General features: G+C 64.9%; 18 protein-coding genes. All 18 read left to right on the top strand.

The window, feature by feature from the left end; all coding sequences use genetic code 11:
* The first annotated feature begins 98 nt into the window (after positions 1–98).
* The 18 genes from V5F23_RS03050 (at position 99) to V5F23_RS02965 (ending at position 16919) form a co-directional block, all read left to right on the top strand.
* Positions 99–497, top strand: a complete 399-nt coding sequence (locus V5F23_RS03050) for a DUF2946 domain-containing protein (protein ID WP_123579462.1) — start codon at positions 99–101, stop codon at positions 495–497.
* 48 nt (positions 498–545) lie between these two features.
* Positions 546–1025, top strand: a complete 480-nt coding sequence (locus tag V5F23_RS03045; protein ID WP_338474198.1) for a copper chaperone PCu(A)C — start codon at positions 546–548, stop codon at positions 1023–1025.
* Positions 1026–1081: 56 nt separating this feature from the next.
* On the top strand, positions 1082–1480 hold the full coding sequence (locus V5F23_RS03040) for a DUF2946 domain-containing protein (RefSeq protein ID WP_338498849.1): 399 nt from the start codon (positions 1082–1084) through the stop codon (positions 1478–1480).
* Between the two features lie 80 nt (positions 1481–1560).
* On the top strand, positions 1561–3687 hold the full coding sequence (locus tag V5F23_RS03035; RefSeq protein ID WP_338497517.1) for a TonB-dependent copper receptor: 2127 nt from the start codon (positions 1561–1563) through the stop codon (positions 3685–3687).
* A 191-nt stretch (positions 3688–3878) separates the two neighbouring features.
* Positions 3879–5258 carry a PepSY domain-containing protein gene (locus V5F23_RS03030; RefSeq protein WP_042730021.1) on the top strand — a complete coding sequence of 460 codons (1380 nt, stop codon included), beginning with the start codon at positions 3879–3881 and terminating at the stop codon, positions 5256–5258.
* A gap of 200 nt (positions 5259–5458) precedes the next feature.
* The gene (locus V5F23_RS03025) at positions 5459–6247 is read left to right on the top strand and encodes an ABC transporter ATP-binding protein (RefSeq protein WP_042730020.1); all 789 of its coding nucleotides are present in this window, start codon (positions 5459–5461) and stop codon (positions 6245–6247) included.
* The gene (locus tag V5F23_RS03020) at positions 6244–7191 is read left to right on the top strand and encodes an ABC transporter substrate-binding protein (protein ID WP_338497515.1); all 948 of its coding nucleotides are present in this window, start codon (positions 6244–6246) and stop codon (positions 7189–7191) included. The genes V5F23_RS03025 and V5F23_RS03020 overlap by 4 nt, the downstream gene beginning before the upstream one ends.
* A complete protein-coding gene (locus V5F23_RS03015) occupies positions 7188–8198 on the top strand; it encodes an iron ABC transporter permease (protein ID WP_123579459.1) in 1011 nt (336 codons plus the stop codon). Before V5F23_RS03020 ends, V5F23_RS03015 begins: the two co-directional genes overlap by 4 nt.
* Before the next feature lie 327 nt (positions 8199–8525).
* Positions 8526–9791: an urea ABC transporter substrate-binding protein gene (urtA, locus tag V5F23_RS03010; protein WP_047736032.1), complete on the top strand. Its 1266-nt coding sequence runs from the start codon at positions 8526–8528 to the stop codon at positions 9789–9791.
* Positions 9792–9949: 158 nt separating this feature from the next.
* Complete coding sequence (urtB, locus tag V5F23_RS03005; protein ID WP_123579458.1) at positions 9950–11452, top strand: urea ABC transporter permease subunit UrtB; 1503 nt, start codon at positions 9950–9952, stop codon at positions 11450–11452.
* On the top strand, positions 11452–12531 hold the full coding sequence (gene urtC, locus V5F23_RS03000; RefSeq protein WP_338497512.1) for an urea ABC transporter permease subunit UrtC: 1080 nt from the start codon (positions 11452–11454) through the stop codon (positions 12529–12531). The genes urtB and urtC overlap by 1 nt, the downstream gene beginning before the upstream one ends.
* Positions 12528–13400: an urea ABC transporter ATP-binding protein UrtD gene (gene urtD, locus V5F23_RS02995; RefSeq protein ID WP_338497510.1), complete on the top strand. Its 873-nt coding sequence runs from the start codon at positions 12528–12530 to the stop codon at positions 13398–13400. The genes urtC and urtD overlap by 4 nt, the downstream gene beginning before the upstream one ends.
* Before the next feature lie 115 nt (positions 13401–13515).
* Positions 13516–14214 carry an urea ABC transporter ATP-binding subunit UrtE gene (gene urtE / locus V5F23_RS02990; protein ID WP_047736036.1) on the top strand — a complete coding sequence of 233 codons (699 nt, stop codon included), beginning with the start codon at positions 13516–13518 and terminating at the stop codon, positions 14212–14214.
* Positions 14215–14244: 30 nt separating this feature from the next.
* A complete protein-coding gene (locus tag V5F23_RS02985) occupies positions 14245–15087 on the top strand; it encodes an urease accessory protein UreD (RefSeq protein ID WP_338497508.1) in 843 nt (280 codons plus the stop codon).
* Between the two features lie 145 nt (positions 15088–15232).
* Positions 15233–15535: an urease subunit gamma gene (gene ureA / locus V5F23_RS02980; RefSeq protein WP_042730011.1), complete on the top strand. Its 303-nt coding sequence runs from the start codon at positions 15233–15235 to the stop codon at positions 15533–15535.
* Between the two features lie 8 nt (positions 15536–15543).
* Positions 15544–16077 (top strand): GNAT family N-acetyltransferase, encoded by a 534-nt coding sequence (locus V5F23_RS02975; RefSeq protein ID WP_042730010.1) that lies wholly within the window; start codon positions 15544–15546, stop codon positions 16075–16077.
* 6 nt (positions 16078–16083) lie between these two features.
* The gene (locus V5F23_RS02970) at positions 16084–16617 is read left to right on the top strand and encodes a GNAT family N-acetyltransferase (protein WP_338497506.1); all 534 of its coding nucleotides are present in this window, start codon (positions 16084–16086) and stop codon (positions 16615–16617) included.
* A complete protein-coding gene (locus tag V5F23_RS02965) occupies positions 16614–16919 on the top strand; it encodes an urease subunit beta (protein WP_042730008.1) in 306 nt (101 codons plus the stop codon). Before V5F23_RS02970 ends, V5F23_RS02965 begins: the two co-directional genes overlap by 4 nt.
* Positions 16920–17034 lie beyond the last annotated feature (115 nt).

Here is a 17034-nt window from a genome sequence, read left to right as displayed (position 1 = left end):
CAAACCCTGCGACCCTACACCGCACATGGCTTTTTTACTTATCCCCCCCGATCAGGCTAAATACCGCCACCTGATCGCCCAACCGAGCGGATTCGCCCATGTCCCGACAACGGCTTGCATTTGCCTGGATCGCCTGCTTCGCAGTGCTGTTCAACATGCTTGCCATGCCGCTTTCCGGCAATGCGGGGGCGAAAGCGGAGGCCCCGGTCGAGCAGCTGTTGTGGGGCAGCTTCTGCTCCTCCAGCGGCACGAAGATGATGGCGATTTCCCTGGGCAAGCTTGAACAGGGCACACCCCGCAACGATGATCACTCCACCATGCAGCATTGCTGGTGCTGCGCAGGTTCGACGGTCCTGACGGCTCTGAGCGGGCATGTCCCGCAGTTGTACCTGGACGCGCAACCGGCCCACCGCACCGCCTCCCAACGCCCGCTCGACAGCCCCACGCCGCGCCAGCAATGGCCGAACCTCAACCCCCGCGCTTCACCCCTGGTGTGATGGCTGTGCACGACAACACCGTGTCCTGAATCATTCCGGAGAATCACCATGTTGAACCGTCTTATCCTGCTGGCTGCCCTGCTGCTTCCCGTTGGCCTTGCCCAGGCTCATCAATACAAGGCTGGCGAACTCGAGATCGCCCACCCCTGGTCCCAGGAACTGCCGCCCAACGCGCCGACCGTGGCCGCGTATTTCGTGATCCACAACGCAGGCGCAAGCGCGGACACCCTGCTGGGCGTCGACTCGCCGATCGCCGGCAAGGCCGAACTTCACGAGCATGTGAAGCAAGACGACCTGATGAAGATGCAACCGGTGCCCACTGTCACGATTGCCCCTGGCGCGACCGTCACGTTCGCCCCGATGGCTTATCACGTGATGCTGCTGGACCTGAAGGACCGCAGCCTGCTGACTGACGGCAAACGCTTTGCCATGACCCTGCATTTCGAGAAAGCCGGGGATGTCACGGTCGACGTGGCGGTGCAGAAGAAAGCCCCGGACGGGACTAAAACCGAAGCCCACACGCACTGATCGCACCGCCCATGCCCTTGTCCCGCGCCAGGCATCACATGCCCCGTCGTCAGCCCATGAGCCTGACACGCGGCAGCTGGATCAGCCTGTTCGCCATGCTGATGATCTTTATCGGTCCACTGGTTTCCCAGTCGATGCCGATGGATCAGCGCATGCCTTCGTCCATGGCCATGAGCATGACCATGGACATGGAGATGTCGGCGAGCGCCCACGCCGGGCATGAAGCCCCCGCCGCCGAACACTGCCCGCCGCAAAGCGAGCATCACGCGCTGTGGGAGAAATGCGGCTATTGCAACCTGCTGTCCAACTGCCCGGCGCTGCCTGGCGGCCACGGCCTCAGCGTCTTCGACACGCCGCCGGCCCTGACCTTCACCAGCCCGTCCCCCCGCCTGGGTCACGCCCGGCCGTCGTTCTTCCCGGGTGCTCGCACCCGCGCACCACCCCTCGCAGCGTAAGCCCGACACCTCACCAACCGGTCGCACAAGAGCCACAGGCCACTCGACCGTGTCGTCTACGTCTGTTCGATGGAATCATCATGTCCAGGTTTTCTGCCGGCATCGCTTTGGGCTCCGCCCAGGCCAACTGCCCCCCGAATGAGCCACGGGTTCGTTTACCCTCCACAGTCGCCGCCCTGTGCGGCTTGCTACTGACCCCTCACGCCCTGGCCGATGAGCACGATCATCATCAAGGCCAGGTTGAAGAACTGAGCCCGACGGTCATCACCGCCATTGCGCCCAGCTCGCCCCTGACCGTCGTCACCAACCCCAAGGACCCACGCCAGCCCGTACCGGCCAGCGACGGCGGTGACTACCTCAAGACCATTCCCGGCTTCGCCCTGGTGCGCAACGGCGGCACCAACGGTGACCCAGTGTTGCGCGGCATGTTCGGCTCACGGCTGAATATCCTCACCAACGGCAGCATGCTGCTGGGGGCCTGCCCCGGTCGGATGGACGCGCCGACGTCCTACATCTCGCCGGAAACCTACGACAAGCTCACAGTGATCAAGGGCCCGCAGACGGTGCTCTGGGGCCCTGGTTCGTCCGCCGGGACCATCCTGTTCGACCGCGAGCCGGAGCAGTTCGGCGAACTGGGCACCCGGGTCAACGCCAGCGTGCTGGCCGGTTCCAACGGTCGCTTCGACAAAGTGCTGGACGCCGCGGCGGGCGGGTCGCTGGGCTACGTACGGGTGATCGGCAACACCGCCCATTCGGACGACTACCGCGATGGCAACAACGACACGGTGCCGTCGCGCTACGACAAGTGGAACGGCGACGTCACCCTGGGCTGGACACCCGACGCCGATACCCTGCTGGAGCTGACCGCCGGCAAGGGCGACGGTGAAGCCCGCTACGCCGGGCGCGGCATGGATGGCTCGCAGTTCAAGCGCGAAAGCCTCGGGCTGCGTTTCGAACGCTCGAACCTGGGCGAGGTGCTGGACAAGGTCGACGCCCAGGTCTACTACAACTACGCCGACCATGTGATGGACAACTACACGCTGCGCACGCCGTCCGGCACCGGGATGATGGCCGGGCCCATGGCCTCCAACGTCGACCGGCGCACCCTCGGCGCGCGCATCAAGGCCACCTGGCGCTGGGCCGATGTGCAACTGATCAGCGGCCTCGACGCCCAGGTCAACGAACATCGCCAACGCAGCAGCATGGGCGTCGACACCTACAAAGAGCTACCACGCACCAAGGACGCCGACTTCCACAACTACGGCGCGTTCAGCGAGCTGACCTGGTACGCCGCCGACCGCGACAGGCTGGTCACCGGCGCCCGCCTTGACCGGGCCTCGGCCAAGGATTACCGGCAGAGCATCGGCTCCGGCATGATGGCCCGGCCCAATCCCACCGCCGACGACACCCGCGCCGACACCCTGCCCAGCGGCTTCGTCCGCTACGAGCACGACCTGGCGGACAGCCCGACGACGGTTTACGCCGGCCTGGGGCATGCACAGCGTTTCCCGGACTACTGGGAGCTGTTCTCGGCGAACGCCGGCCCCAGCGGTTCACGCAACGCCTTCGACGCGATCAAGCCGGAGAAGACCACCCAACTGGATGTCGGCCTGCAATACAAGACCGAGACCCTCGAAGCCTGGGCCTCGGCGTATGTCGGGCAGGTGCGCGACTACATCCTGTTCGACTACACGCCCGGCATGATGGGCAGCACCTCCCGGGCCGAGAACATCGACGCGCGGATCATGGGCGGTGAGCTCGGCGCGGCCTATCAGTTGACCGAGCGCTGGAAGGCCGATGCGACGCTGGCCTACGCCTGGGGCAAGAACAGCAGCGACGGCAGTGCCTTGGCGCAAATGCCGCCGTTGGATGCCCGCCTGGGCCTGACCTACAGCGCCGACCGCTGGAGCGCCGGTGCGCTGTGGCGCGTGGTGGCGGCGCAGCACCGGGTCGATGAGAACAAGGGCAACGTGGTGGGCAAGGACTACGGCACCAGCTCAGGGTTTGGGGTCTTCTCCCTAAACGGCGCCTATCGCATCAATCAACACTGGAAGGTCAGCAGCGGCGTCGACAACCTGTTCGGCAAAGCCTATGCCGAGCACCTGAACCTGGCCGGCAACGCCGGGTTCGGCTACCCGGCCAGCGACCCGCAAGCCATCAACGAACCGGGGCGCACGCTCTGGACCAAGGTGGATATGAGTTTCTAACCAGCACCGGAGATCTGTCAGCAAGGACACCACTGTGGGAGCGAGCTTGCTCGCGATAGCGAAGGCACATCCAACATCGATGCAAGCTGAACCATTGCTAATCGCGAGCAAGCTCGCTCCCACGGGGTTCGTTTCCACCTTGACTGACCGCACTACATAACAATCCAATTTGCCCTGCGGAGCGCTTTTTCATGAGCCAACCGAAACCGAATTTCTACAACCTGGCCTGGCGCTGGCATTTCTATGCCGGGCTGTTCGTGGCGCCGTTCATGGTGATGCTGGCCCTGACCGGCATCATTTACCTGTTCAAGCCACAACTCGATCCACTGATGTACGGCAGCCTGTTGAACGTGCCGGCCGGACACCACACCCTGGCGGCGGATGACCTGCTCAAGCAGGTTCGCCAGGCCTACCCCGAGGGCCAGGTCAAACAGTACCTGCCACCGATCAACGCCGAGCGCAGCGCGCAATTCGTGGTGATCGACAAGGGCCGCGAACTGAACGTGTTCATCGACCCTTACCATGGCGACGTCCTCGGCGAACAGGATGCCAAGAACAACCTGCAGGCCATGGCGCGGGCCATTCACGGCGAGTTGCTGATCGGCACCGTCGGTGACCGTCTGGTGGAAATGGCCGCCGGCTGGGGGGTGGTGCTGGTGGTCTCGGGCTTGTTCCTGTGGTGGCCGCGCGGGCAGTCGTCGGCCGGGGTGCTGTGGCCTCGCTGGAACGCCCGCGGCCGCTTGTTCTGGCGCGACCTGCATGTGGTCATCGGTTTCTGGGGCGCGGCCTTGCTGTTGGTGATGCTGCTCAGCGGCATGACCTGGACCGGCTTCTGGGGCAAGCAATACGCCGATCTCTGGAACCGCTTCCCGGCGGCGATGTGGAACGACGTCCCCAAGTCCGACGTCGAGGCGGGCAGCCTCAACAACGCCCACCGCCAGACCGTGCCCTGGGCCATGGAAAACACCCCGATGCCGATGTCCGGCGACCACGCCGAACACATGAACCACGGCGGCGCCCACGAAGGCCCCGCCGCACCGACCGTCAGCCTGCAAGCGGTGCAGGACATCGCCCGCGAGCGCAACGTGGAACCGGGCTACAGCATCACCCTGCCGACCACATCGACCGGCGTGTTCACCATCGCCGTGTTCGCCGATGACCCGCGCAACGACGCGACGCTGCATGTCGACCAATACACCGGCAAGGTCTTGGCCGATGTGCGCTGGGCCCACTACAGCGTGGTCGCCCGCGCCACCGAGACCGGCGTGATGCTGCACGAGGGCAAGATGTTCGGCCCGGTGAACCAGATCCTCGTGCTGCTGATTTGCCTGATGATCCTGCTCAGTGCCGTCAGTGGCCTGGTGATCTGGTGGAAGCGCCGGCCACAGGGCAAGTTCGGCGTGCCGCCCTTGCGTCACGAGCTGCCGACCTGGAAGACCGGGGTCTTCATCATGCTCGCCCTGGCGGTGGTGTTTCCGCTGGTGGGCGCCTCGCTGGTGGTGGTGTGGCTGCTGGATCGGCTGGTGGTGCGCGCCAATCGCCGGGCTGAGGTGGCTTCATCTTCAAGTTGAAGACACCGCGTTAACGGAAGGCGGCGCGAAACCTCTACAATCGCGCCGCCTGTCCAAGCTGAACACAGGTCAACTGTGGGAGCGGGCTTGCTCGCGAAGGCTTTGTGTCTGTCATATCAATGTTGAATGTACCGACGTCTTCGCGAGCAAGCTCGCTCCCACAATGGAACGGTGTCGCCCCCAAAACTTCGAGTGAACAAATGACCTCGCTGACCCTCTCCCACCTCGCCTGGACGCCCCTGGGCCATGGCCACTGCCATCACCAGTTCCAGCTGCGTGACGTCACGTTGCACGTGGCGGCCGGGGAGTTCGTCGGCTTGATCGGGCCCAACGGCAGCGGCAAGACCAGCCTGCTGCGCTGCGCGTATCGCTTCAGTCGGCCGGAACACGGCGAGGTCACGCTGGCGCATCACAACGTCTGGCAGCAATCCTCACGCTGGTGCGCCCAACGCATCGCCGTGGTGCTGCAAGAGTTTCCCGACGCCTTCGGCCTGAGCGTGGCGGAAGTCGTCGCCATGGGCCGCATGCCCCACAAGGGCCTGTTCGACGGCGACAGCCACGAGGATCGGCGCCTGGTCCTCGCCGCGCTGGCCTCGGCGGGGCTCGAAGGCTTCGAGGACCACGGATTCGCCACGCTGTCGGGCGGTGAAAAGCAGCGGGTGATCCTGGCCCGCGCCCTGGCCCAGCAGCCGCAACTGCTGATCCTCGATGAGCCGACCAACCACCTCGACCCGCATTACCAACTGCAATTGCTGCAACTGATCAAGGGGCTGGGCATCGGCACCCTCGCCAGCCTCCATGACCTGAACCTGGCCGCCGCGTTCTGCGACCGGCTGTACGTGATCGATCACGGTCGCGTCGTCGCCAGCGGCACACCCGCACAAGTGCTGACCGTGGAGCTACTGCGCGACGTGTTCGGCATCGACGCCCTGGTGGACGAACACCCTTTGTCCGGCTACCCACGAATCACTTGGATAACCCAACCATGACCTCGCGTTTTCTGCTGTTGCTCGCGCTGCTGCTGGGCAGCGCCCCGGCCCTGGCCGACGCCACCCACTACCCGTTGACGATCCAGAGTTGCGACCGCCAGGTGGTGTTCGACCAAGCCCCCCGGCATGCCGTCAGCCACGACATCAACATGACCCAGATGATGCTCGCCCTGGGCCTCAAGCCCCGCATGGTCGGCTACAGCGGTATCAGCGGCTGGAAGTCGGTGACCCCCGAAATGGCGAAGATCCTCGACGGCCTGCCGGAACTGGCGGCCAAGTACCCGTCGGTGGAAACCCTGCTCAATGCCGACGTGGATTTCTTTTTCGCCGGCTGGGACTACGGCATGCGCGTGGGCGGCGACCTGACGCCGCAGACGCTGCAACCGCTGGGCATCAACGTGTACGAGCTGACCGAGTCCTGCGCGTTCGTGATGAAGCGCCCCGCCGCGTCGTTGGACGACACCTACAACGACCTGCGCAATCTGGGCAGGATCTTCGACGTACAGGATCGCGCCAACCAATTGATCGCCTCGATGCAGGCCCAGGTGGCCGACATCCGCCAGCACCTGCCCGCTCGGCAACCCCGTGTGTTCCTGTACGACAGCGGCGAAGACCGAGCCATGACCTCCGGGCGCCTGGGCATGCCCCAGGCGCTGATCGACGCGGCCGGCGGGCGCAACATCCTCGACGACCTGGAGACCAGTTGGACCCGGGTGAACTGGGAGAACGTGGTCGAGCACAACCCCGAGGTCATCGTGATCGTCGACTACGGCGAAGTCAGCGCGCAGCAGAAGGAACAGTTCCTGCTGAACCACCCGGCCCTGCAATCGGTGGACGCCATCAAGCAGCGGCGCTTCATCGTGATCCCCTACGTCCAGGCCACGCCGGGCATCGATAACGTGCTGGCGGTACGAACCCTGGCGCAGGGCTTTCACGCCCAATGAACAGCCGTCGCTATGGCGCGCTGCTGATCGCCCTCGGCGCGCTGCTGCTGGTGTCGTGCGTGGTGTCCCTGGGCTTCGGCCCGGCGCGGGTGCCCGTGGCGGTGGTCTGGGACATCCTGCTGAACAAGGTCTTTGGCGTGGGCAGCGTGCATTGGACCGCTGGCCAGGAACACATCGTCTGGCTGATCCGCGTGCCGCGCCTGCTGCTCGGCGCCCTGGTGGGCGCGGGGCTGGCGTTGATCGGCGCGGTGCTGCAAGCGGTCACGCGCAACCCGCTGGCCGACCCGCACCTGCTGGGGGTCACGTCCGGGGCGACCCTGGGGGCGGTCATCGTCGTGCTGCATGTCGGTGAACTCATCGGCCTGTTGACCTTGCCCCTTGCCGCGTTCATCGGCGCGTTGCTGAGCATGCTGCTGGTGCTGGCGATCGCCAGCCGACAGGGGCGCCTGGAAAGCGATCGCCTGCTGCTGTGCGGCGTGGCCGTGTCCTTCGTGATGATGGCGGCGGCCAACCTGCTGCTGTTCCTGGGTGACCACCGCGCCAGTTCCGCGGTGATGTTCTGGATGCTCGGCGGCCTGGGCCTGGCACGCTGGGAACTGCTCGCCGTGCCGGCCGCCAGCGTGCTGCTGGGGCTGGTGTTGCTGCTGGGCATGGCCCGACCGCTGAACGCACTGATGGCCGGCGAACAGACCGCCGTGACCCTGGGCCTGAACGCCGCGAAAGTGCGACTGTGGATTTTCCTGATCGCCTCGCTGATGACCGGGGTGCTGGTGTCCATCAGCGGTTCGATTGGCTTCGTCGGGCTGATGGTCCCGCACATCGCCCGGCGCCTGGTCGGCGCCGAGCATCGCCGCCTGCTGCCCGCTTGCGTGCTGCTGGGCAGCCTGTTCCTGGTGTGGGTGGACGTGGCCGCCCGCACCTTGATCGCCCCCGAGGACCTGCCGATCGGCGTTGCCACCGCGGCCATCGGCGGGCTGTTCTTCATTGGGTTGATGCGCCGGCGCTGAACCCTCCTCCTTCCCCGGCTTGCACAGTGACCTGTGGGAGCGAGCTTGCTCGCGATGGCGGTGGATCAGCTAGCAGAGATGTGACTGACACTCCGCTATCGCGAGCAAGCTCGCTCCCACAAAGGCTGCAATCCTTCGCCCCAACGTGGCGCATCTGATCGCACCCGCGTCCACACAGCGCTCATTCGTGGTGCGCCCGCTCATTTTTCCCTCTGCACCGCCCCGTATTCCCAAGCCTTTTCCCGACCGGGCACACCCCTTGCAAAAGCACCTTCAGCGTCCGCATCTGCCAACCAAGAAAATCCATAAGTCCACGGAGATCGCACCATGAAGCGTCGTAGCTTGATCAAGGCTTTTACACTCTCGGCAAGCATTGCCGCTATGGGCATGGCCTGGACCGTCCAGGCCGCCGAGACCATCAAGGTCGGCATCCTGCATTCGCTGTCCGGCACCATGGCGATCTCCGAGACGTCCCTCAAGGACATGGCCCTGATGACCATCGACGAGATCAACGCCAAGGGTGGAGTCAACGGCAAGAAGCTCGAGGCGGTGGTGGTAGACCCGGCGTCGAACTGGCCGCTGTTCGCGGAAAAGGGCCGCCAGTTGCTGACCCAGGACAAGGTCGCCGTGGTGTTCGGCTGCTGGACCTCGGTATCGCGCAAATCGGTGTTGCCGGTGTTCGAGGAGCTCAACGGCCTGCTGTTCTACCCCGTGCAGTACGAAGGCGAAGAGATGTCGCCGAACGTGTTCTACACCGGCGCCGCGCCGAACCAGCAGGCGATTCCGGCCGTGGAATACCTGATGAGCGAAGAAGGCGGCAGCGCCAAGCGCTACTTCCTGTTGGGCACCGACTACGTCTACCCGCGCACCACCAACAAGATCCTGCGCGCGTTCCTGCATTCCAAGGGTGTGGCGGACAAGGACATCGAAGAGGTCTACACCCCGTTCGGCCACAGCGACTACCAGACCATCGTCGCCAACATCAAGAAATTCTCGGCCGGCGGCAAGACCGCCGTCATCTCCACGGTCAATGGCGACTCCAACGTGCCCTTCTACAAGGAACTGGCGAACCAGGGCCTGAAGGCCACCGACGTGCCGGTCGTCGCGTTCTCGGTGGGCGAGGAAGAACTGCGCGGCATCGACACCAAGCCGTTGGTGGGCAACCTGGCCGCGTGGAACTACTTCGAATCCGTGGATAACCCGGCGAACAAGAAATTCGTCGAAGCCTGGAAAGCCTACGCCAAGGCCAAGAACCTGCCGGGCGCCGACAAGGCGGTGACCAACGACCCGATGGAAGCCACTTACGTCGGCATTCACATGTGGGCCCAAGCGGTGGAAAAAGCCAAGTCCACCGATGTCGACAAAGTGCGTGAAGCCCTGGCCGGCCAGACCTTCGCCGCCCCGTCGGGCTACACCCTGACCATGGACAAGACCAACCACCACCTGCACAAGCCGGTGATGATCGGCGAGATCCAGGCCGACGGTCAGTTCAACGTGGTCTGGCAGACCGAAGGCCCGATCCGCGCCCAACCGTGGAGCCCGTTCATCCCCGGCAACGACAAGAAGCCCGACTATGCGGTGAAGAGTAACTGAGCCCATGGGTGTCGGCCCCAATCCCCGGGCCGACACACAACCCCTGTGGGAGCGAGCTTGCTCGCGATAGCGATGGATCAGCCAGAAGAACAGTGACTGACACACCGCTATCGCGAGCAAGCTCGCTCCCACAAAAAGCACTGCGCAAGGCCTAGCATATGCCCACTGCCCTGTACCGCCTCATTCTCGCCATCGCACTACTGTTACCGATGGCCGCCCACGCCGGTGACGCCGAAGACTTCGTCGCCGCCAACCCGACCCAGCAGGCCAGGCTCCTGGAAGACTGGGCCGCACAACCCGCGCCCGGACGCGTCGAGTTGATCAACGCCTTGGCGCAAGGCCAGTTGACGATCGACGGCCAGCCCAAGACCCTGCGCCTGAACAACCGCTTGCGCGGGCTGATCGAAACCGCCCTGGCCAGCCATCAACTGTTGGCCACCGATGCACGCCTGCGCCTGGGCGCCGCCCAACAACTGCAAAAAAGCGCGCGCCCTGCCCAACTGGCGTTTCTCGACCGGCAACTGGCCGGCGAGCAGGACGAAGCGGTGCACGCCGCCCTGAGCCTGGCCCTGGCGAACCTGCAACTGGTGGACGCCAACCCGAACGTGCGCCTGGCCGCCGTCCGGCTGCTGGGTGAAACCGGCGACCCGCTGGCCCGCACGCGGCTCGAAGGGCTGCTGGAGCCAGGCGTCGAAACCGATGCCAACGTGCGCACCGCCGCCGAAACCAGCCTGGCCCAGGTCAAGCGCAAGCTGCTGGTGGGCGAGCTGCTGGGCCAGGCGTTCAGCGGCATGTCCCTGGGCTCGATCCTGCTGCTCGCCGCCCTCGGTCTGGCGATCACCTTCGGCCTGCTGGGGGTGATCAACATGGCCCACGGCGAGATGCTGATGCTCGGCGCCTATTCCACCTACGTGGTGCAGATTCTGTTCCAGCGCTTCGCCCCCAATGCCATCGAGTTCTACCCGCTGATCGCCCTGCCGGTGGCGTTCTTCATCACCGCCGCCATCGGCATGGCACTGGAGCGCACGGTGATCCGCCACCTCTATGGGCGCCCACTGGAGACCCTGCTCGCCACTTGGGGCATCAGCCTGATGCTGATCCAACTGGTGCGCCTGGTGTTCGGCGCGCAGAACGTCGAAGTGGCCAACCCGGCCTGGCTGTCGGGCGGGATCCAGGTGTTGCCGAACCTGGTGCTGCCGTACAACCGCATCGTGATCATCGCCTTCGCGCTGTTCGTGGTGGCGCTGACCTGGCTGCTGTTGAACAAGACACGCCTGGGCCTGAACGTGCGCGCCGTAACCCAGAACCGCAACATGGCCGCTTGCTGCGGCGTGCCCACCGGCCGCGTGGACATGCTCGCCTTTGGCCTCGGCTCGGGCATCGCCGGACTCGGTGGCGTGGCCCTGAGCCAGATCGGCAACGTCGGCCCGGACCTGGGCCAGGGCTACATCATCGACTCGTTCCTGGTGGTGGTGCTCGGCGGTGTCGGCCAGTTGGCCGGTAGCGTATTCGCCGCGTTCGGCCTGGGCATCGCCAACAAGATTCTCGAACCGCAGATCGGCGCCGTGCTCGGCAAGATCCTCATCCTGGCGTTGATCATTCTGTTCATCCAGAAGCGTCCGCAAGGCCTCTTCGCGCTCAAAGGACGGGTAATCGACTGATGAACCAGCCCCTGATGCTCACGGCCGCGCAAAAGGCCGGCCCCAAAGTCACCCTGGCCCTCGGCGCGTTGATCCTCGCGCTCCTGTTGAGCCTGCCGCTGTTATCGCTGCTGGCGGCGGACCACCCGTTGCACGTCTCGGCCTATACCCTGACGCTGGTGGGCAAGATCCTCTGCTACGCCATCGTCGCCCTGGCGCTGGACCTGGTCTGGGGCTATGCCGGCCTGCTGTCCCTGGGCCACGGCCTGTTCTTCGCCCTGGGCGGCTATGCCATGGGCATGTACCTGATGCGCCAGGCCGCCGGCGACGGCTTGCCGGCCTTCATGACGTTCCTGTCGTGGAACGAACTGCCCTGGTACTGGGCCGGCACCGACAGCTTCCTCTGGGCCCTGTGCCTGGTGGTGCTAGCGCCGGGCCTGCTGGCGTTGGTGTTCGGCTTCTTCGCCTTTCGTTCGCGGATCAAGGGCGTGTACTTCTCGATCATGACCCAGGCGCTGACGTTCGCCGGAATGCTGCTGTTTTTCCGCAACGAAACGGGTTTTGGCGGCAACAACGGCTTCACCAACTTTCGCACGATCCTGGGCTTTGGCATCACCGAACCGGGAACCCGGGCAGTGCTATTCCTGGCCACCGTGCTGTTGCTGGTGGCCAGCCTGTTCATCGGCTGGCGCCTGGCCCGCAGCAAGTTCGGCCGGGTGCTGACGGCCCTGCGGGACGCCGAGAACCGCCTGATGTTCTGCGGCTACGATCCCCGCGGCTTCAAGCTGTTCGTCTGGGTGCTGAGCGCGGTGCTGTGCGGCCTGGCCGGTGCGCTGTACGTGCCCCAGGTGGGCATCATCAACCCCAGCGAAATGTCCCCGACCAACTCCATCGAAGCCGCCGTGTGGGTCGCCCTCGGCGGCCGGGGCACGCTGATCGGTCCGTTGCTGGGCGCCGGCGTGGTCAATGGCATGAAGAGCTGGTTCACGGTGGCGTTCCCCGAATACTGGCTGTTCTTCCTCGGTGCGCTGTTCATCCTGGTAACCCTGTATCTGCCCAAGGGCGTAATCGGGTTGCTGAAGAAAAGGGGCGAATCATGAGAATCACACCCTCGGCCGAATTCATGCTCGAACCCGTCCTCGACCCCTCGCTCGATGCCAACCGGGACTCGGGCAGCAGCCGTGACGCCATCGGCCTCGGCCAGGCCGCCGGCAAGGGCCTGAACACCCGCCACGGGACGATCCTGACCCTGGAAGACATCAGCGTCAGCTTCGACGGCTTCAAGGCCCTGAACGACCTGAACCTGTACATCGGCGTCGGCGAGCTGCGCTGCATCATCGGCCCCAACGGCGCAGGCAAGACCACGTTGATGGACGTGATCACCGGCAAGACCCGGCCCAGCCATGGCAATGCCTGGTTCGGCGAAACCCTCGACCTGACCCACATGAGCGAAGTGCAGATCGCCCAGGCCGGCATCGGGCGCAAGTTCCAGAAACCGACGGTGTTCGAAGCCTTGAGTGTGTTCGAGAACCTGGAGCTGGCCCTCAAGGCCGACAAGTCGGTGTGGGCCAGCCTGCGGGCGACACTCAACGGCGAGCAGCACGACCGTATCCGCGAAGTGCTCGACACCGTTCGCCTCGCCCCGTCGTTGCATCGCGCGGCCGGGTTGCTGTCCCACGGGCAGAAGCAGTTCCTGGAGATCGGCATGTTGCTGGTCCAGGACCCGCAACTGTTGTTGCTGGACGAACCCGTGGCGGGCATGACCGACGCCGAGACCGACTTCACCGCCGAGCTGTTCAAGTCCTTGGCGGGCAAGCACTCGTTGATGGTGGTGGAACACGACATGGGCTTCGTCGGCAGCATCGCCGACCACGTGACGGTATTGCACCAGGGCAGCGTGCTGGCCGAAGGGTCGCTGGCGCAGGTGCAGGCCGATGAACGGGTCGTTGAAGTTTATTTGGGAAGATGAATCGGCCAGCTTCGAGCCGCAAGCTTCAAGCGGCAAGTGAAAGCAAGTCCTACACCGTCCCGCTCTTACTTGAAGCTTGAAGCTTGCCGCTTGAAGCCCTACGAACGGAGTTCAAATGTTACAGGTCCAACACCTTCACCAGTACTACGGCGGTAGCCACATCCTGCGGGGCCTGTCGTTCGACGTGAAGGTCGGCGAGGTGACGTGCCTGCTGGGACGCAATGGCGTGGGCAAGACCACCCTGCTCAAATGCCTGATGGGCCTGCTCCCGGCCAAGGAAGGCGCGGTGAATTGGGAAGGCAAAACCATCACCGCGTTCAAGCCGCACCAGCGGGTTCACGCCGGCATCGCCTATGTGCCCCAGGGCCGGGAGATTTTCGGCCGGCTGACCGTGGAAGAAAACCTGCTCATGGGCCTGTCGCGCTTTCCCGGCGCCGAGGCCCGGGAAGTGCCGGCGTTCATCTATGAGCTGTTCCCGGTGCTGCTGCAAATGAAACACCGCCGTGGCGGCGACCTGTCGGGCGGCCAGCAACAGCAGCTCGCCATCGGCCGGGCCCTGGCCAGCCGGCCGCGCCTGTTGATCCTCGACGAGCCCACCGAAGGCATCCAGCCCTCGGTGATCAAGGAGATCGGCGCGGTCATCAAGAAACTGGCCGCCCGCGGCGACATGGCAATCTTGCTGGTGGAACAGTTCTACGACTTCGCCGCCGAGCTGGCCGATCAGTACCTGGTGATGTCCAGGGGCGAGATCGTGCAGCAGGGCCGCGGAGAAAACATGGAAGCCGAGGGTGTGCGCGGACTGGTTACGATCTAGTCTGTAGCGTCCTGACGATAATCAGAAATCATGAACCTACCCGTATCCGCGCCCGCCCTGTTCACCCCCCATTGGCATGCCGAGCTGGACCTGGGCTATGCCCGCTTCGGCGACAGCACACGCCCGGTGCAACGCCGCCATCACGGCCCGTTGCGAGTGCAGAAGCACCTGTACGCCGAAGGCCCCGAGGTGTGCCAGCACATCATCGTCCACCCGCCCGGCGGCATAGCCGGCGGCGACCGCCTGGACATCGGGGCCCACGTCGGCCCCGGCGCCTGGGCGCAACTGACCAGCCCAGGCGCGGCCAAGTGGTACCGCGCCGCGAGCCCGGCGTACCAGCACCTGGCGCTGAGTGTCGATGCCGGGGCAACGCTGGAATGGTTGCCCCAGGAAACCATCGTATTCAGCGCGGCCCAGGCCGAACTCAGCACCACCGTCGACCTGCAGGGCGACGGGCGCTTGTTCTACTGGGACATGGTTGCCCTCGGCCGACCGGCCAGCGGAGAGCGTTTTGACCTCGGGCATTTTCAATCGCACCTGGACATCCGTCGCGACGGCCGCTTGCTCTGGCACGAGCGCCAGCGCATCGTCGGCGGCGATGGTTTGCTCGACTCGCCCATCGGGCTCGGCGGCGATCCAGTGTTTGCCACGTTGTTGGTGACCGGTGAGATCGATGGCGACTTGCTGGAACAGTGCCGCTCCCTGGGCCACGCCGTGCGTGGCGACCTGACGCAATTGCCTGGGCTGGTCGTGGCGCGGTGCCTGGCGAGCGAGGCGTTGCTGGCGCGGGGCTGGTTGATTGAGCTGTGGCGGTTGCTCAGGCCTGCATTGCTGGGACGAGAAGCCGTACCCCCTCGGATCTGGAGCACATGAGATCCTGTGGGAGCGGGCTTGCTCGCGAAGACGGCGTGTCAGCCAACTCAAATGTTGAATGTGAGTCCGCCTTCGCGAGCAAGCCCGCTCCCACAAGGGATGAGTATCCCGCCCCAAATTATTTATCTGCCCTTATGGATTGCACATGGACCTGACCCCACGCGAAAAAGACAAGTTGCTGATCTTCACCGCCGGCCTCGTCGCCGAACGACGGCTGGCCCGTGGCTTGAAGCTCAACTACCCGGAGGCCATGGCCTACATTTCCGCCGCCCTGCTCGAAGGCGCCCGTGACGGCCAGACCGTGGCCGAACTGATGCATTACGGCACGACGTTGCTGAGCCGCGAGCAGGTGATGGACGGCATTGCAGAGATGATCCCGGAGATCCAGGTCGAAGCGACGTTTCCCGACGGCACCAAGTTGGTCACCGTCCACCAGCCCATCGCCTGAGGCCCGCCATGACTAGCCACGTTCGTGATGCCCAACCCACCGACCTGCCGGCGATCCGCGATATCTACAACGACGCCGTGCTCAACACCACCGCGATCTGGAACGATGCGCCCGTCGACCTGGACAATCGCCAGGCCTGGTTCGCCGCCCGGCACGCCCAGGGCTATCCGGTGCTGGTAGCCGTCGACGGCGAGGCCAATGTGCTCGGCTACGCGTCATTCGGCGACTGGCGGCCGTTCGACGGTTTCCGCCACACCGTGGAGCACTCGGTGTACGTGCGCAGCGACCAGCGCGGCCAAGGCCTGGGCCCGCTGCTGATGAGCGCACTGATCGAGCGCGCAAAGGCCTGCGGCAAGCACATCATGGTCGCCGCCATCGAAAGCGGTAATGGCGCCTCGATCCGCCTGCATGAGCGGGCCGGTTTCGTCATCACCGGGCAAATGCCCCAGGTGGGCACCAAGTTCGGCCACTGGCTGGACCTGACCTTCATGCAGTTGAACCTCAATCCCGGAGCGCCCGCGCCGGCTGCCAACAAGGAGTGAACCCCGATGAACGCCGCCCAGTTGCGTCGAGTCCACGCTGAAAGCTTTGCGCATTATCGCCAGGGCCTGATCGATCTGTTGCTCGACGCCGTCGGCCATGGCGCCAGCGTGGGGTTCATGGCCGACCTGGATGCCGCCCAGGCCCGTGCCTATTTCGATGAGGTCCAGGCCAGCCTCAACCAGGGCAGCCTGCTGCTGTGGGTGGTGGTCAAGGACGAGCAGGTGCAGGCCAGTGTCCAACTGGCCCTGTGCCAGAAACCCAACGGGCTGAACCGCGCCGAGGTGCAGAAGCTGCTCGTGCGCGGCGAGGCCCGTCGCCGCGGCCTCGGCCAGCAGTTGATGAATGCCCTGGAGCTCGGCGCGCGCCAGTACAAGCGCGGCTTGCTGTACCTCGACACCGCGGCGGGCTCAGAGGCTGAAGCCTTCTACCGTGCCATGGGCTACACCCGCGTCGGCGAGCTGCCCGATTACTGCCAGACCCCGGACGGCACCTATTCGCCGACCGCCATTTACTTCAAGACGTTGGGACAACCGCAATGATTCCAGGCCAATACCAGGTCCAGCCCGGCGACATCGAACTCAACGTCGGCCGCCGCACGCTGACGCTGACCGTCGCCAACAGCGGTGACCGGCCGATCCAGGTCGGCTCGCACTACCATTTTTTCGAAACCAATGACGCCCTGACCTTCGACCGCGCCGCCAGCCGCGGCATGCGCCTGAACATCCCGGCCGGCACCGCCGTGCGCTTCGAGCCGGGGCAGAGTCGGGAAGTCGAGCTTGTCGATCTGGCTGGGTTGCGGCGAGTTTACGGGTTCGCGGGACGAATCATGGGCGACTTGTAGACTTCAGCTGCAAGTCTCTAGCTGCAAGCTGCAAGAAACAGCGGTTTGCGGCGCTCCCCTTCGCTTTGTTTTTACTTGAGGCTTGCAGCTTGAAGCTTGCGGCTCAGTTCCGAGG

Source organism: Pseudomonas sp. WP18 (assembly GCF_036689585.1).
In the GTDB taxonomy this organism is placed as follows: Bacteria; Pseudomonadota; Gammaproteobacteria; order Pseudomonadales; family Pseudomonadaceae; genus Aquipseudomonas; species Aquipseudomonas chlororaphis_E.
This window is presented reverse-complemented; position numbering and strand designations above follow the sequence as displayed.

Bases quoted from the DNA above. Each gene is read 5' to 3' on its own strand.
- V5F23_RS03050 (WP_123579462.1), top strand. From the start codon at position 99: ATGTCCCGACAACGGCTTGCATTTGCCTGGATCGCCTGCTTCGCAGTG.
- V5F23_RS03045 (WP_338474198.1), top strand. From the start codon at position 546: ATGTTGAACCGTCTTATCCTGCTGGCTGCCCTGCTGCTTCCCGTTGGC.
- V5F23_RS03040 (WP_338498849.1), top strand. From the start codon at position 1,082: ATGAGCCTGACACGCGGCAGCTGGATCAGCCTGTTCGCCATGCTGATG.
- V5F23_RS03035 (WP_338497517.1), top strand. From the start codon at position 1,561: ATGTCCAGGTTTTCTGCCGGCATCGCTTTGGGCTCCGCCCAGGCCAAC.
- V5F23_RS03030 (WP_042730021.1), top strand. From the start codon at position 3,879: ATGAGCCAACCGAAACCGAATTTCTACAACCTGGCCTGGCGCTGGCAT.
- V5F23_RS03025 (WP_042730020.1), top strand. From the start codon at position 5,459: ATGACCTCGCTGACCCTCTCCCACCTCGCCTGGACGCCCCTGGGCCAT.
- V5F23_RS03020 (WP_338497515.1), top strand. From the start codon at position 6,244: ATGACCTCGCGTTTTCTGCTGTTGCTCGCGCTGCTGCTGGGCAGCGCC.
- V5F23_RS03015 (WP_123579459.1), top strand. From the start codon at position 7,188: ATGAACAGCCGTCGCTATGGCGCGCTGCTGATCGCCCTCGGCGCGCTG.
- urtA (WP_047736032.1), top strand. From the start codon at position 8,526: ATGAAGCGTCGTAGCTTGATCAAGGCTTTTACACTCTCGGCAAGCATT.
- urtB (WP_123579458.1), top strand. From the start codon at position 9,950: ATGCCCACTGCCCTGTACCGCCTCATTCTCGCCATCGCACTACTGTTA.
- urtC (WP_338497512.1), top strand. From the start codon at position 11,452: ATGAACCAGCCCCTGATGCTCACGGCCGCGCAAAAGGCCGGCCCCAAA.
- urtD (WP_338497510.1), top strand. From the start codon at position 12,528: ATGAGAATCACACCCTCGGCCGAATTCATGCTCGAACCCGTCCTCGAC.
- urtE (WP_047736036.1), top strand. From the start codon at position 13,516: ATGTTACAGGTCCAACACCTTCACCAGTACTACGGCGGTAGCCACATC.
- V5F23_RS02985 (WP_338497508.1), top strand. From the start codon at position 14,245: ATGAACCTACCCGTATCCGCGCCCGCCCTGTTCACCCCCCATTGGCAT.
- ureA (WP_042730011.1), top strand. From the start codon at position 15,233: ATGGACCTGACCCCACGCGAAAAAGACAAGTTGCTGATCTTCACCGCC.
- V5F23_RS02975 (WP_042730010.1), top strand. From the start codon at position 15,544: ATGACTAGCCACGTTCGTGATGCCCAACCCACCGACCTGCCGGCGATC.
- V5F23_RS02970 (WP_338497506.1), top strand. From the start codon at position 16,084: ATGAACGCCGCCCAGTTGCGTCGAGTCCACGCTGAAAGCTTTGCGCAT.
- V5F23_RS02965 (WP_042730008.1), top strand. From the start codon at position 16,614: ATGATTCCAGGCCAATACCAGGTCCAGCCCGGCGACATCGAACTCAAC.